The following is a 13,609-nucleotide window of genomic DNA, read 5'->3' as shown; positions in this document are numbered from 1 at the left end:
CTCTTTTTTGGTGAATATTTCAGGTAATGTTTAACCCATAAAGAATTAGTACATCAGTTCCAGCTTAAGGTTTTGAACAACCTTAATTTCGCCGGAATTTTTAATCTCGTTATTTTCGGGTTTTTGGCCTTTCTCCCCCCAAAGAACGGCGATAACCTTAACCGGATTGTCTTTAAAGGTGTTGTTCGCGAGGCTTACGTTCACAATCCCCCGATTTTTGATCAGCATGCTTTCTTGTTGCATTTTTCCCGAGTTGGTCACGGTGTTATTTTCAAACACCAGATTGCCACCAATGGTTGATTCATCGTAACCGCCACGATGAAAGTCCAGCACTGATTGAGCAATGCTATCGAAGGTCGAGCCGGTGATGGTCAAGAACTCTACGTTGTAGTTACCCTTGTTGCGGGTTTCTTTATTGAGCAAAAAGCCGTTCTGATTGTTGGTAAAGCTTGAGTCGGTAACCAGAATATCATCAGCAAAAGAACCTCTTGATACATCCAGCACATTAGCGAAATTACTGACATCAGAGTTACTGATAGTCAGGTCATAAGCTTTAGACATGTGCTTTTTTAGAGTAGTAAAAGCATTTTGTTTTTGATTGCCGAGCAGTTGAACACCGTCGATGTGCAAGTGAGAGCTGGGGTGTAGCGTAAAGGCAGTGCCCTCAGCCGTTACGTTAATAGTTGCACGGTTGTCACTATTCGCAGAGCGAAGTGTTAACGCTTTAGTGACATCGACGGCCTCCGTTAGCTTATAAGTGCCTGCACTTAGCTCAATAATATCGCCAGCGTTTGCGCTCTGGATACTCACCACAAGATCTTCACTATTCGTCACCGGAATAGTTTTAGCCTGTGCTTGCTCCGGCTCTGGATTAAACCAAGAGGTACCGTATAACGATTTATCAATCAGGGTAACGTCTTGGCCCACAGGGGAGACGACGGCGCCTACACTGTTGCTGTCGGCTCTTGAGTTGCCAAACAGGTCGGTACTAATTTTGTCGAAGTCAAATCCATGATAGGTGTCACTGTGGTTAGACGTGGGCACCATCAAATAGTCTGCAATGTTGGTCATTTCTATGCGTTTTTTTGCAACACCCCGATCTTGAACCTCTGATTTATTGGCGTGATTGGAGATATTATTTTTAAACTCAACACCGTCCACTTTATCGTAGCTGTAGATGGGGTATTCCGCTTTATCAGAATTGTAGATCAAGTTGTTAGCAAAGATAGTGCGGGTAGGGCGCGCTGATCGAATTTCCGATTTAGGCAGAACATCGCTTTGATCAATATTGGTGCCAACGCTGAAGTACCAAGGGGTGGGCGTTTCCACAAACGAGTTATAGGCCAAAACAACATCGGTTACCTGGTTGTATCGGTTAAGTGGCGATTTAGGAATGCCATTCATTACCGCGATAGGCGCGCGGAACTTTTCACCCGAGAGCTTGTAAAAATAGTTGTTGGTGATCCAGTGGCCGGTATTAATAACGCGAATACCGCCATAAAACTCGGAGTCGCCGCCGATAAACACATTGCCGTCAATAGTGGCGTAATTTCCGTGGCGCAACACTAGCGAGCCTTCGCTTTTATAGAATACGTTGTTTTTAAACTGGTTAAAGTTTGACTTGCTGGAAATAATTTCCACTTCACCATTGCAGCGATCAAACAAGTTGCCTTCAACATTCGTGTACGAGGGCGTCATAGAGGTGCTGCTGTCACCAATTTGCATGGTCTCGCCGTGAGGGCCGCCTTTGCGTGGTCGTGGGCCAAAGTGGTTGTTGATAATCTGGTGGTGATTGTTGACGTGCTGATTGCCTTTAAGCTGAACCATCACGGTGGGGCCGAAGTTTGATTTTCCGGCGATGTAGTTATTGCTGAGCTCGTTGTGCTGGCCCCAAAACTCGACCCAGGTATCTTTAACTTCGCGGTCTTTATGGGTGAACTCTTCGATAACGCTATTAGTAAACTTAGAGTGGAAGGCCGCACGCTGACTGTCAATTCTAAATGAAACAACCGGGCCATCGGCACTGTAACCGTTTCTAAAGTGCAAGCCTTCTACATTAAGATAGCTTCCGCCCAGCCTAAGGTTAGACTCGCCCTCAATAAATACCTTGCCGTTGGTTTCGGCCTTGAGAGTAATCGGCTCGTCTTTTGTGCCCTCGCCAGAAAAAACGATCTCAAGATCTGTGTAGGTGCCATTCTCTAAAATGATGTTATCGCCCGCTTGGGCTTTTGCAATGGCTTTTTGTAAACTCTCGGCATTTTCAGCCCGAAAGTCCGCTGCAAACGAGGAGCTATAGGCCGACACTAGGGCCAGTGTGCCCAGCATGCTAAATAGTAGTTTCATAGTATCCTTCTTTTATAAGATTATTATGGCTATATTATGATCAAAGTTCATTCTAACTGAAGCCGCTGGATATTGTAGATGACAAAGCACAGCCGACAAAACTATAACATTATTGGCCTAACCGATAACCCGGCTGCGGGCCTATATACAGTGCTACTGGACGGTCAAAACCCTTGTTTAGTAAATAGTTGTAAAGTTTCCTTTCCCACCCGGCGGGTACGCCATTCGGCTTTCCCAATAGTTTATTAATTAACCAGCCAGGTACAGTAGAGCCTCTCGCCATACTGATATCGCTAGGTGGGCGTAAAGAACGCAGTCTTGCTGTAATCGCCTGAGATCGAAACAGCTCCTTTCGAACTAGTGCAGAAGGCCCATACGGCTAACGACTTTAGTTTCTTGTTATATGTGAAAATCGCTCTAGGAGAGTCCCAATACATGCTCCGAAGGGCTATTGACCTAAAATGGGCGATTTAGCAGTAGGGTGCATACTGGGATGGAGCGTCTCCTATGCGGAGCCCTTGTTATTGCAGATAAACCGCATCGCCCACTCTCAACTCGCCTTCTTCTTGAGTGGAGCCGTAAATTCCTAGGTTCTGATCGGCATCGCGAACAACTGTCCGCAGCATTGACGCGTCGAACGCCAGGGCGTTTTGTGCACGAGTAATAGCGCCGCAACGCGGTGCTGCCGCTGTACAGGGTATATTTAATCCTGCAATGGTCAGCTGTCGACCAATCCAGGCTTGCTCAACCAAACCCTGGTACCCCTTATGGGTTTCAATAACGATATTGGGCCGAAACCGGCGCACATCCCAATCTGCCTCTGGCAGTTTTTGTTGCATGCTCTGAATACTGGCGGTAGTGATAAAGTGCAGGGGCGAGACTAAAAAGAAAGTGCCCGGAATAGTGACAAAATCCTGCACCTGTTGTGGCATTTGGCTAAAGTCGGGGAGGGGCTCTCCCGGCTCACGAGTAAAGGTTGCTTTTAACTCATCCAGCCAAGTCTCCCCCTTGACTTTATAGCGTCGGTAAAACGCTAGGTTTTCGCCGTCGTCATATAAAGGTTTTAATCTTTCTAGTGTTGAGTCGTGGCCAACAAGAGATGACAACCGATCATTTAGAGAGGTATCGTCGGAGCTAAGTGCATCACCATGGGGCATTGTGATGCTAACTGAGCCATCCTTCATCAGTATTGCGGTGCACTGCAGCAGCTCGGGACGAAACTTACAGCTTTGTACTTCCTGACGTTGAGTGTCTCGCAGCGCCCAAATTCGGTCACCGAACACACCGATCTCACCGATAGAGCAACACTCTAGTTGCTCGCCAGCCATCCCTTTCACTGGATAGCGCCAAATCTCTTTTACAACCCCCACTTGTTGCATGATGCACCTCATAAATCGCTAGATTAGCCTTCTAGACAACTTAGCACACTACGTTAAATGACCAATATCGACATTTACGAACAAGTTGAAACAGTGACGTTGGTCGTACATTAATAGTTGCGACATACCTAGCTTTAGGCCGCTTTTTTATAGAGGTATGACTCTCTAGAGCCACCGCTACGACTCCGTATAAAAAAGTTAAGCTGTGGGCCTGACTCCTTGTTCGGATTTTAGCCGCCTTTATTTCAAACAAAAACGCACCATCATGGATCAAATCACAAACAAATAAATACGCCATTAAAAGTTTTACGGGACTCGACATTGACAAATCCCCCAAAAAATAATCATCACCAATGTCGGCGCACCATTAGCGGTCACAAACCCACAAGGCAAGAGAGTATAGATTTTCGGATTGATTAATTTTTAATACTTTTTTTTAATAAAAAGATTAATTTATTATCAGAAATAAATGATTTTAATATTCGATTTCAAACCTTACATTTTTTTATATTCTAAACCCTGATATAAATATGAATTAATGCGCCAAATATTAAAAACATAATATAAACAATGCTTTTAATAGCAAGTTATAGAATTTTTGGTTGATAGAAAACCACAGCCATTTCTACTATTTATTAAATTACGGAAAAAAAAATAAAAGAAGCAATGCTTGAATAAACATATTTGAAATTTAAAACACATGGAGATCACAATATTTTGTATTTTTATTTTTATTTTTATTTTTATTTTTAAAAATATTTGAAAATAGAATTTATTTTCTTTGGGGAATAATTAGTTATACACCAGGGTGAGGTACAGTATGAACAAGATTTTAATTCTCATTATTTCATTACTCTTTCTTTGTTCGTGTGGCGGCTCCTCTTCGTCAGGCGGATCTACATTTTCCTCTTCCAGCAGCCCGGGGTTCGAAGAACCCGATCCAATTGACATTCCAACTGATTCTGATAACGACGGCATTGCCGACGCAGACGATAACTGTTCGGTCACCGCCAATGAAAATCAGATTGATACCGATGAAGATGGTATTGGTGATGCCTGTGATTTTTCCGGTGGGCCCGATGATGATGGCGATACAATCCCCAATGTGGTGGATAACTGTCCAGCCATCGCAAACCCCAACCAACAAGATATCGACAACGATAATGTTGGCGATGCTTGTGATCAAGACGATGACGGGGACGGAATAACCGATGCGGAAGACAACTGTCCAACACTCATCAACTCCAACCAAACAGATACAGATGGCGATCGTATCGGCGACGCTTGTGATGGTGATTCCGACGGCGATGGTGTTCAAAATGACAACGACAATTGTCCTATTTTGGCGAACACTGCGCAATCTGATTTGGATGATGATGGCGTTGGCGATCTATGTGACTCAGACAAAGATGGTGACAACATTGAAAACGCCGAGGACAATTGTCCTGCCGACAGCAATGAAGATCAGTTAGATACAGATGCTGACGGTATTGGCGATGCCTGCGACCTAAATAGCGATGTCGACGGTGATGGTTTCGATGATGGTATTGATAACTGCCCACTCGATCCCAATACTGACCAACTCGATCAAGACTTTGATGCAATTGGCGATGCCTGTGATATTGACTCCGATAACGACGGGGTTGCCGACAGCGGCGACAACTGCCCATTAGTGCCTAACACTAGCCAGCTGGATAACGATCTAGATGGTCTAGGTAACAGCTGTGACAGTGATACCGATGGCGACAACATTAGCGACGAGCTAGATAACTGCCCCTACACCCCAAACCCAGAACAAAGCGATTTGGATAGTGATGGTATTGGGGATGCGTGTGATCTGGATCAAGACGGTGATGGCATACCTGATTTTACCGACAATTGCCCAGCGGCTGCTAATGCTAATCAACTTGACGATGATGAAGACGGTATTGGCAACTCCTGTGACGATGATCGCGATGGTGATGACGTTCTGAACCCCGGGGATAATTGCCCCAATGTTGCCAACCCCGATCAAGTTGATAGCGACAATGACGGCATTGGTGATGCTTGCGATACCAGCACTACGCCCGACGACGATCTAGATGGTGACGGCATTATCAATGAGCAAGATAATTGTCCACTGACCCCCAATGCCAATCAATCCGACATTGATAATGATGGAATAGGAGACGTCTGTGATGATGACCGCGATGACGACACGGTTAATAATCCTGGCGACAACTGCCCTAACATTGCCAATGAAGATCAGCTTGACTCTGACGGAGACGGTATAGGTGATGTTTGCGATAATGACGATACAACCGACACCGACAACGACGGTATTATTGACGATCTGGATAATTGCCCGCTTACCTCAAATCCTAACCAAGAAGATTTGGACAATGACGGTATAGGTGATGCCTGCGATAACGATGTAGACGGAGACAATGTTATCAATACAGATGACAACTGCCCTGTTACTGCAAATGCTGATCAAGCGGATACAGACGGAGATGGTATTGGCGATGCTTGCGACTCAACCGTAAGTAACGATACCGATGACGACGGCATCGTTAATGATATCGACAATTGCCCGTTAATAGCCAACAGCGATCAGGCCGATATCGATGGTGACGACATCGGTGATGTTTGCGATAACGATATGGACGGAGACGGTGTAAACAACGGCGATGATAATTGCCCTATCAATGCCAACACCAACCAGAATGATCTGGACAATGACGCAGTAGGGGATGCTTGCGATGATGACACCGACGGTGACAATGTCGATAACGAGCAAGATAACTGCCCCATGACCGCCAACACCAACCAAGATGATTTGGACAATGACGGTGTCGGTAACGCGTGTGACAATGATGTCGATGGTGACAGCATTTCAGATGATGCCGACAACTGCCCAGTGAATGCTAATAGCGATCAGCAAGACACAGACAGTGACGGCATTGGTGATGTTTGTGACAGCAATACCGACACAGACAACGACGGCATCGACGATGGCTCAGACAACTGCCCAGCTACCGCTAATGCGGATCAGCAAGACAGCGACAATGATAACCTGGGCGATGTTTGTGATGACGATATCGACGGTGACGGTATTAACAATACGCCCGACAACTGTCCGTTAACGGCCAATAGCAATCAAACCGATGCTGATGGTGATGGTATTGGTGATGCCTGTGATAACTTTATCGATACTGATAGCGATGGTGTTGAGGATGAAGCAGACAACTGCCCGTTAGTCGCCAACTCCGAACAAGCTGATACCGACGGCGATGGTCTGGGCGATGTGTGCGACTCTGATCGGGACAACGACGGCATTGAAAACGAAACCGATAACTGTCCGCTCGTGCTCAACCCAGGGCAGAACGATTTTGACAATGACGGTATCGGTGACGCTTGTGACAGCGATCAAGATGGTGATAACGTGGACGATGATTCAGATAATTGTCCGGTGGTTGCCAATTCAGATCAAACTGACACAGACAACGACGGAATTGGTGATGCCTGTGACGACGATCGCGATAACGATGGCGTGATCAACGCAAGCGATAACTGTCCATTAAACGCAAACTCCGATCAAGCCGACACTGACGGTGACGGCATCGGCGATGTATGCGATAGCGTGGAAGATATAGACTGCGGCTCAGACAAACTTTTTAAACCAATACACGGTGACTCTTCCAGTGTAGTGTCCGGTGTGGAGGGCGTACTTTGTGTCGGCTGTGGAGTTGACAGCAATTCACTGGTCATCGACGAAGACCTTAACAGCTACGCTCGTATGTATACCCTCGTCGGTGTGGCAAGCCAAGTGTATATTCGTGTAACAGACGGCGCGAATACTTACGAAGGCCCCCGACGTGTTGGTGTAGTACTGACTAAACCCGACAACTTGCTAGACTTATCTCTATTAGAGCAAATCTCTATAACTACCTATAAAGATGGTGAGGCACAGCAATCTGGGGGAGCAGGGGGGCTGTTAGGTCTGCAATTATTGGGGCTGTTAAACAACCCCGGCCAGCAAATATTGGTAATCGAAACGGACAATGATTTTGACTCCGTAGAAATACGCCAAAATGCTGTACTCGGTGCGCTCGAAGAGCTACGAGTTCATGCCATGTGCGTTGCACCTCCCAGTCAATAACCCACTGAACTGAGCCCGGGGATACTTCCGGGCTCTAAAAGAACACCTTCATCGATATCTCCACCCTGTTGCCCCTACTTGTAGGGGCTTTTTTATGCTCCTTTTACAATTTGAAACAATACTGTTTCGGTAGTGTATCCCCCCACCTAAAAGCAACACGTCAATAACAACGACAAATAGCTCAAACACTCAGTAATTCCCCTTACAGTAACAGTTGGCGGATAAAGCGACACATCTATTCCAATTGGTTATTTTACAGCCTCAAATAGTTAATTTAGTATTCAAACCAGTCGTGTATTATGCGACTAAGGAATAATAAGACTGTCGATACCCTTGGGTTGAAACGGAATGTCACCGAGCCTATACAGTGAATAGGGCTCCCCGCTCGCAAGAACCTCGCGACACCAGTCTCAATTTAGGATGGACTCTTCCCTGAAACATTTTGGGAGAATTTTTCACGATCTAATTTGGCGCATTTTACACATATTCAGCTTTTGGCGCTTTTTTCAATATTTATTACGTGAAGAAATGAACTACGGCGACAGTTGAGCCGTAGTTAATGGAGTTCGGGAATTGAGTCCCGCACATACCGGTCAAATCTGATCACTATCCGAATGGACTATCGGTTTTTAAAGCGGTGTTAGCGCACCGGGGTTCCGTTCGGCCTCAAAAAAGTATGGCGCTTATTACCGCACAAACAACAACGTTATCGGTAAGGGCTTCATATGAGAACATTAGTAAGTGCGTTAAGTTTTATCTTCATTCTTCAACTAACCGCATGCGGCGGAGGAGGTGGCTCTACTTCTTCGGCTACAAGCAGTACCCCCGTTAGTTCAAACAGTAAAGATGAACTGCAAACCCCTGAAGCTCCCCCCGTACAAAGCGCATCTCCCGAAGACGATACTAGTGGCGAAAGCCAAGAAAGTACTGATAACGATGTAAATTACACTTTTTTGAAAGGTCACCCACAACCAGAGCAAGTCATCAGCTCAGTCATTACCGGTATTGATTACCCAGTAAACGTCTATTTACCTGTGGGTTATCACGAATCCAGCCAGAATTACCCCATTATTTATGCGCTAGACGGACAGGTTCTATACCCAGGACTGCCATACTTACTGGAGCAAGAGGGGGTAAACGCCATACTTGTCGCAATATCAGAAGGCCCCGATGATCGTCGCCGTACCGACTATCTACTGCCCGGCGCAACCGATTTTTTCCACTTTATCACCACCGAATTAATCCCCCTAGTTGAGCCCGGACTGCGTATCGAACCCGCGCAAAGAAGCATTGTTGGCACCTCATTTGGTGGTGTAATGGCAGGGTTAACCATGCTGATGGACGACGTTAGCGATCCATACTTCCATAACTTTTTAGCTTTTGATGCCAGTTTTTATCAACATCAAGCTGAAACCGAAGCGCTAGAACTTGAGCGCTATCTTGCCAGCAATGAGCTAAATGGCCGCTTATTTCTATCCAGCGCCGTGCCTGAGGGCAACGATCAGTACGTTACAGACTTTGAAAGCAGCCTAAATGAGCGCGCATTTTCAGGCCTACAAATCGTAAAACGTGAATACAACACAACACACGGCGCGATTACCGAACCATCATTTAGAGAAGCCGTGTCGTTGTTTTTTAATCCTTAAGTGATTTTTTAGACCTAAATGGGTATTTATTTAGCCTTAATAAATGCCCATTAAGCTCAAAATGCCCATAAGCCATAGTCCGACGGCAGGCAGAGAGCACAACTGAATACCAGTTACGAATCCGCAATACTACGAATACAGGCCAAATCAACAAACTACTCATCCACGACTTATCAATCTATAAATGCGCATAATGTATATTATGTTAAATAGAATATAAGCTCAAATCCAACCTTAATCCCTCTTAGCACCTTACTTGGCTCTCACTGGGCCTTGCACTGCCATTAGCTAAAAAATATCCACTTTGCCTGTACCTATGCACGCCACTCAGACTTAGTCTGCAGCAAGCGTCATCATTCAGTGCGTCCAGCCGTTTTCGATTACTTTTCGCCCCGCTTGGCCCTTGATCAGCTGTTAAAATTGCTACTTTGCCTAACCTAGGTTAATCGGGAACCGAAAATTAGGATTAAACCGTAATAATCCGGTAAAATGCCGCCCTCACAAATTTTGAGTAGCTCTCTTTCGAGGTTTTTTATGCAAGATCCCGTTGTCAGTATCATTATGGGTTCCCGCTCTGATTGGCCAACCATGCGTTTGGCGGCGGATGTTTTGGATGAGCTCGGTGTGCCTTACGAGACTCAGGTGGTATCGGCTCACCGAACCCCAAAACGCCTGTATGACTTCGCGGAGCAAGCCCCAGATCGCGGCATTAAAGTCATTATCGCCGGAGCCGGCGGTGCAGCGCACCTGCCAGGTATGGCAGCGGCCATGACTCATATTCCTGTGGTTGCGGTGCCGGTATCCAGCCGCCAACTAAAAGGCCTCGACAGTTTGCTTTCAATCGTGCAAATGCCCAAGGGCGTTGCTGTTGCCACCCAAGCCATTGGCGAGGCCGGCGCGGCTAATGCCGGGGTTTTGGCCGCCCAAATATTGGGTTTAAACGACCCTGAATTGAGTCAGCGCTTTATTGAGTGGCGCAAGAATCAAACCGACTCGGTACCGGTGGAGGTCGAATAATGCGCGTTGCAGTTCTCGGCTGTGGCCAATTGGCCCGTATGATGGCCCTAGCAGGCATACCTATGGGTATGAGCTTTAGCTTTTTATCGGAAAACAACGAAGATACGGCCCCCGTTGCCGGATTGGGTCCGATAACGGCTATGGCTGAGGACTTATCAAGTCACGAGCTTTATGAAGCCTTAGGCAAGCCCGATGTGGTGACCGTAGAGCGCGAGCAGTGCTCTTTAGTACCTTTGCAGCGGCTGGCCGAACACTGCGCTGTGCACCCTAACCCCCAGGCTATTTATCAATGCCAAAACCGCGAACGTGAAAAACAGCTACTGATCAACTGCCAGGTACCTCACACGCCGTTCGTCAGCGTTGCCTCTGCCGATGAGTTGCAGTCGGCCGTAGAAACCCTGGGTTTTCCGCTTGTTATCAAACACACCGAGCAGGGCTACGACGGCAAAGCACAATGGCGCCTTTACGATCAGAACGATGTGCAAAACTTTATAGCGAGCGCTCATTTTGAACGCCAGTCAGACAATGCATCGCCTTATGTTGCCGAGCCTTTTATGGATTTCGAGCGCGAGGTGTCCTTTATTGGCGTACGCGGCGTCAATGGCGAAGTTAGGTTTTATCCCGCTACGGAAAACGTGCACAAAAACGGAGTGCTTTTACACTCTCTTGCCCCTGCCCCGCATTTATCCGATGAGTTAATCGCGACGGGGCAAGCTGGCCTAAAAGCGATTCTGGAACATTTGGACTATGTGGGCGTAATGGCTATGGAGTGTTTTGTGACTTCAAGCCAGCTTTGGGTCAATGAGCTCGCCCCGCGTGTACACAACAGTGGTCACTGGACCATGCACTGCGCGGTGGCCAGCCAATTTCAAAACCATATGCGCGCCATCGCAGGGTGGCCGCTGGGAAACACCCAGCTGACAAGTGTGGCCGCCATGTTGAATTTGCTCGGCATAGAATTGGACCAAGACAACCAACTTGAGGACGATGCCACCTTAGATTGGTACAACAAGTCTGTTCGCCCGGGCCGCAAACTAGGTCACTTGGTCATTAACGACCAGAGTACAGATGGTGCCATTGAACGGCTCAATCGACTAAAACAAAAAATCTACCGAGACTAAAGCCACAAACCTCAGCTTTTAAAGAGCGCTTGTCCATGCAAGCGCCCTTTCCTCTCGACAATCTTAAGCCCTTGATTTTTCACATACATTCTAGCTGAAAAGCCACCCACCGCCCCGCCCGTCATATAATTGCAATACTAACCCAGTATGGTTCGCCCTTCCCGCTGTGGTCTGCGACTCTAACACCACCGCTTAACGTTTACTCGGCTGACAACGCACTTGGGGCTTCCTTAGTTATGTCGTATTTGGAAAGAAACCAGTCGATACTGCAGGTGCACCACCCGGAGCAGGAAACCACCAGCAAGACGTTTCTTAACCACGTAAAAGCTATTCGTCAGCATGCTTCTACTTTTTTTAAGAATAGTCAGGATGTGGACGACCTGGTTCAGGAGGTCTATGTGAAAGTTATTGAGCGCGGCGGACTAAGCGATGTGCGTGCCCCTAAAGCATTTTTATGCAAGGTCGCGAGAAACCTCGCCATTAATGAAAAAAACCGCTCTGGTGTTCGCTTAAACGACTCTATAGAGTCTGCTATAAACGACCATAATACACCCACCACCATTGAACTCGACGAGCAAGCAGAGCAACATCAGCGCTTCATTCATTTTTGTGATGCTATAAACCGCCTTCCGGCGCAATGCCGAAGAATATTTATAATGAAGAAAATCGAGGGAATATCCAATAGCGATATCGCCCGACAACTGAACATCTCGGTTGGTACGGTCGACAAGCACCTGGCCAAGGGGATGATTGAGTGCAAAGAGTCACTGAAGCAGCTAGGGCATTTCGAGCCGGCACTCAAAGAAAAAATCCCCCCTGCCCTTAAAACCATAAATAACAACATTCGCTAGATTAATCCCATGAGCAAAGTAAAAGCATTTAAAAACAAAATATCGGTCCAGGAAGAGGCTGCTCACTGGGTGATTGAGCTAGATAAAGGCGATCTTAATCAAGCCCAACAACGCGAATTAAGCGACTGGCTTAAGCAGAGCAAAAGAAACGAAACTGAATTTTTTGAGCTCGCTGAAATATGGGGCCTTGCCGATCAGTTAAAAGATTGGGTTGCCATCGAGACCGACGAAAGTGAGCCTTCTTCAGGTAAAAGAGGCGGCTGGCAAACTCCCCAAGCGATTGCGGCAAGTGTTTTTGCAGTTTTTGTACTATTTACCGCGCTGCTTTGGCCGGGCCTACAGAAAGCCGACGAACTAGAACCTAAAACATTTCAAACGGCTGTGGGTGAAATTAGTGAAATCTCTCTCAGTGATGCCTCCACAGTATCTCTCAATACAAACTCAAATATTGAAGTTATTTACTCAGAAACGGCTCGGCGGGTAATTTTACATAGTGGCGAGGCCCTATTCACCGTAACCAAAGACAAACAACGCCCCTTTTCCGTACAGGTTGGAGACAATGTAGTAACCGCAGTTGGTACCGCTTTTAATATTAGAAAAACCGGACCAACGGCCAAGCTAACCGTTACCGAGGGCATTGTTAGCATAGCGGACCATACTACAATCTCCACCGGGAAAAACAACCATAATACAGCGGATAATATTATGGTGAATGCCGGCGAAGAAGTGATCTTCAAGAAATTTGAAAAACCTCAGGCATCACCATCCACCAGCAAAGAAATAGAAAGAAATCTTTCGTGGACCAGCGGAATGCTTTCGTTTGAAGACACTCCCTTGCTTGAGGCCATTGAAGAAATATCACGCTACACCGATGTCAAAATTGTATTGGCAGACGAGTCATTAAAGTCGCTTAAAATCGGAGGTTATTTTAAAGCAGGAGAAACGGATTCAATGCTTCAAGCATTGCAGCTCAGCTTTAATATAGAAGCGCAAACAAGTAAGGATAACGTTGTTTTGTTAAAGAAAAATGACGATCAACGTGCTTTGTATTAAATTTCAATCAAATAAAAAAACATCGAACTTTTTTAAAAAATCCACTGGTAGATTTTCA

8 protein-coding genes are annotated in these 13,609 nt (G+C 46.3%); 6 read left to right on the top strand and 2 right to left on the bottom strand.

Features of this window, described 5'->3' with window-relative positions:
• Positions 1-45: 45 nt before the first annotated feature.
• Together Q4526_RS12565 and Q4526_RS12560 are read right to left on the bottom strand one after the other, a co-directional pair.
• Positions 46-2,343 (bottom strand): chondroitinase-B domain-containing protein, encoded by a 2,298-nt coding sequence (locus Q4526_RS12565; RefSeq protein WP_215977434.1) that lies wholly within the window; start codon positions 2,341-2,343, stop codon positions 46-48.
• A 521-nt stretch (positions 2,344-2,864) separates the two neighbouring features.
• Positions 2,865-3,722 carry an MOSC domain-containing protein gene (locus tag Q4526_RS12560; RefSeq protein ID WP_215977433.1) on the bottom strand — a complete coding sequence of 286 codons (858 nt, stop codon included), beginning with the start codon at positions 3,720-3,722 and terminating at the stop codon, positions 2,865-2,867.
• 820 nt (positions 3,723-4,542) lie between these two features.
• Between Q4526_RS12560 and Q4526_RS12555 the strand changes: the two genes are divergently transcribed.
• The 6 genes from Q4526_RS12555 (at position 4,543) to Q4526_RS12530 (ending at position 13,551) form a co-directional block, all read left to right on the top strand.
• On the top strand, positions 4,543-7,863 hold the full coding sequence (locus tag Q4526_RS12555; RefSeq protein ID WP_215977432.1) for a thrombospondin type 3 repeat-containing protein: 3,321 nt from the start codon (positions 4,543-4,545) through the stop codon (positions 7,861-7,863).
• Between the two features lie 725 nt (positions 7,864-8,588).
• Positions 8,589-9,509, top strand: coding sequence for an alpha/beta hydrolase (locus Q4526_RS12550; protein WP_215977431.1), 921 nt, complete (start codon positions 8,589-8,591; stop codon positions 9,507-9,509).
• Positions 9,510-10,043: 534 nt separating this feature from the next.
• Positions 10,044-10,526 carry a 5-(carboxyamino)imidazole ribonucleotide mutase gene (purE, locus tag Q4526_RS12545; RefSeq protein WP_215977430.1) on the top strand — a complete coding sequence of 161 codons (483 nt, stop codon included), beginning with the start codon at positions 10,044-10,046 and terminating at the stop codon, positions 10,524-10,526.
• Positions 10,526-11,647, top strand: a complete 1,122-nt coding sequence (locus Q4526_RS12540) for a 5-(carboxyamino)imidazole ribonucleotide synthase (protein WP_215977429.1) — start codon at positions 10,526-10,528, stop codon at positions 11,645-11,647. The genes purE and Q4526_RS12540 overlap by 1 nt, the downstream gene beginning before the upstream one ends.
• Positions 11,648-11,883: 236 nt before the next feature.
• Positions 11,884-12,498: an RNA polymerase sigma factor gene (locus Q4526_RS12535; RefSeq protein WP_215977428.1), complete on the top strand. Its 615-nt coding sequence runs from the start codon at positions 11,884-11,886 to the stop codon at positions 12,496-12,498.
• A gap of 9 nt (positions 12,499-12,507) precedes the next feature.
• On the top strand, positions 12,508-13,551 hold the full coding sequence (locus Q4526_RS12530) for a FecR family protein (RefSeq protein WP_215977427.1): 1,044 nt from the start codon (positions 12,508-12,510) through the stop codon (positions 13,549-13,551).
• Positions 13,552-13,609 lie beyond the last annotated feature (58 nt).

The organism is Gilvimarinus sp. 2_MG-2023, from assembly GCF_030547685.1.
Lineage (GTDB): Bacteria > Pseudomonadota > Gammaproteobacteria > Pseudomonadales > Cellvibrionaceae > Gilvimarinus.
Note: the sequence above shows the minus strand (reverse complement) of the source record. Positions and strands in the feature narration are given on the sequence as shown.

Excerpts from the sequence above, each read along its gene's own strand:
- Q4526_RS12565 (WP_215977434.1), bottom strand. The coding sequence starts at position 2,343 with ATGAAACTACTATTTAGCATGCTGGGCACACTGGCCCTAGTGTCGGCC.
- Q4526_RS12535 (WP_215977428.1), top strand. The coding sequence starts at position 11,884 with ATGTCGTATTTGGAAAGAAACCAGTCGATACTGCAGGTGCACCACCCG.
- Q4526_RS12530 (WP_215977427.1), top strand. The coding sequence starts at position 12,508 with ATGAGCAAAGTAAAAGCATTTAAAAACAAAATATCGGTCCAGGAAGAG.
- Q4526_RS12550 (WP_215977431.1), top strand. The coding sequence starts at position 8,589 with ATGAGAACATTAGTAAGTGCGTTAAGTTTTATCTTCATTCTTCAACTA.
- purE (WP_215977430.1), top strand. The coding sequence starts at position 10,044 with ATGCAAGATCCCGTTGTCAGTATCATTATGGGTTCCCGCTCTGATTGG.
- Q4526_RS12555 (WP_215977432.1), top strand. The coding sequence starts at position 4,543 with ATGAACAAGATTTTAATTCTCATTATTTCATTACTCTTTCTTTGTTCG.
- Q4526_RS12540 (WP_215977429.1), top strand. The coding sequence starts at position 10,526 with ATGCGCGTTGCAGTTCTCGGCTGTGGCCAATTGGCCCGTATGATGGCC.
- Q4526_RS12560 (WP_215977433.1), bottom strand. The coding sequence starts at position 3,722 with ATGCAACAAGTGGGGGTTGTAAAAGAGATTTGGCGCTATCCAGTGAAA.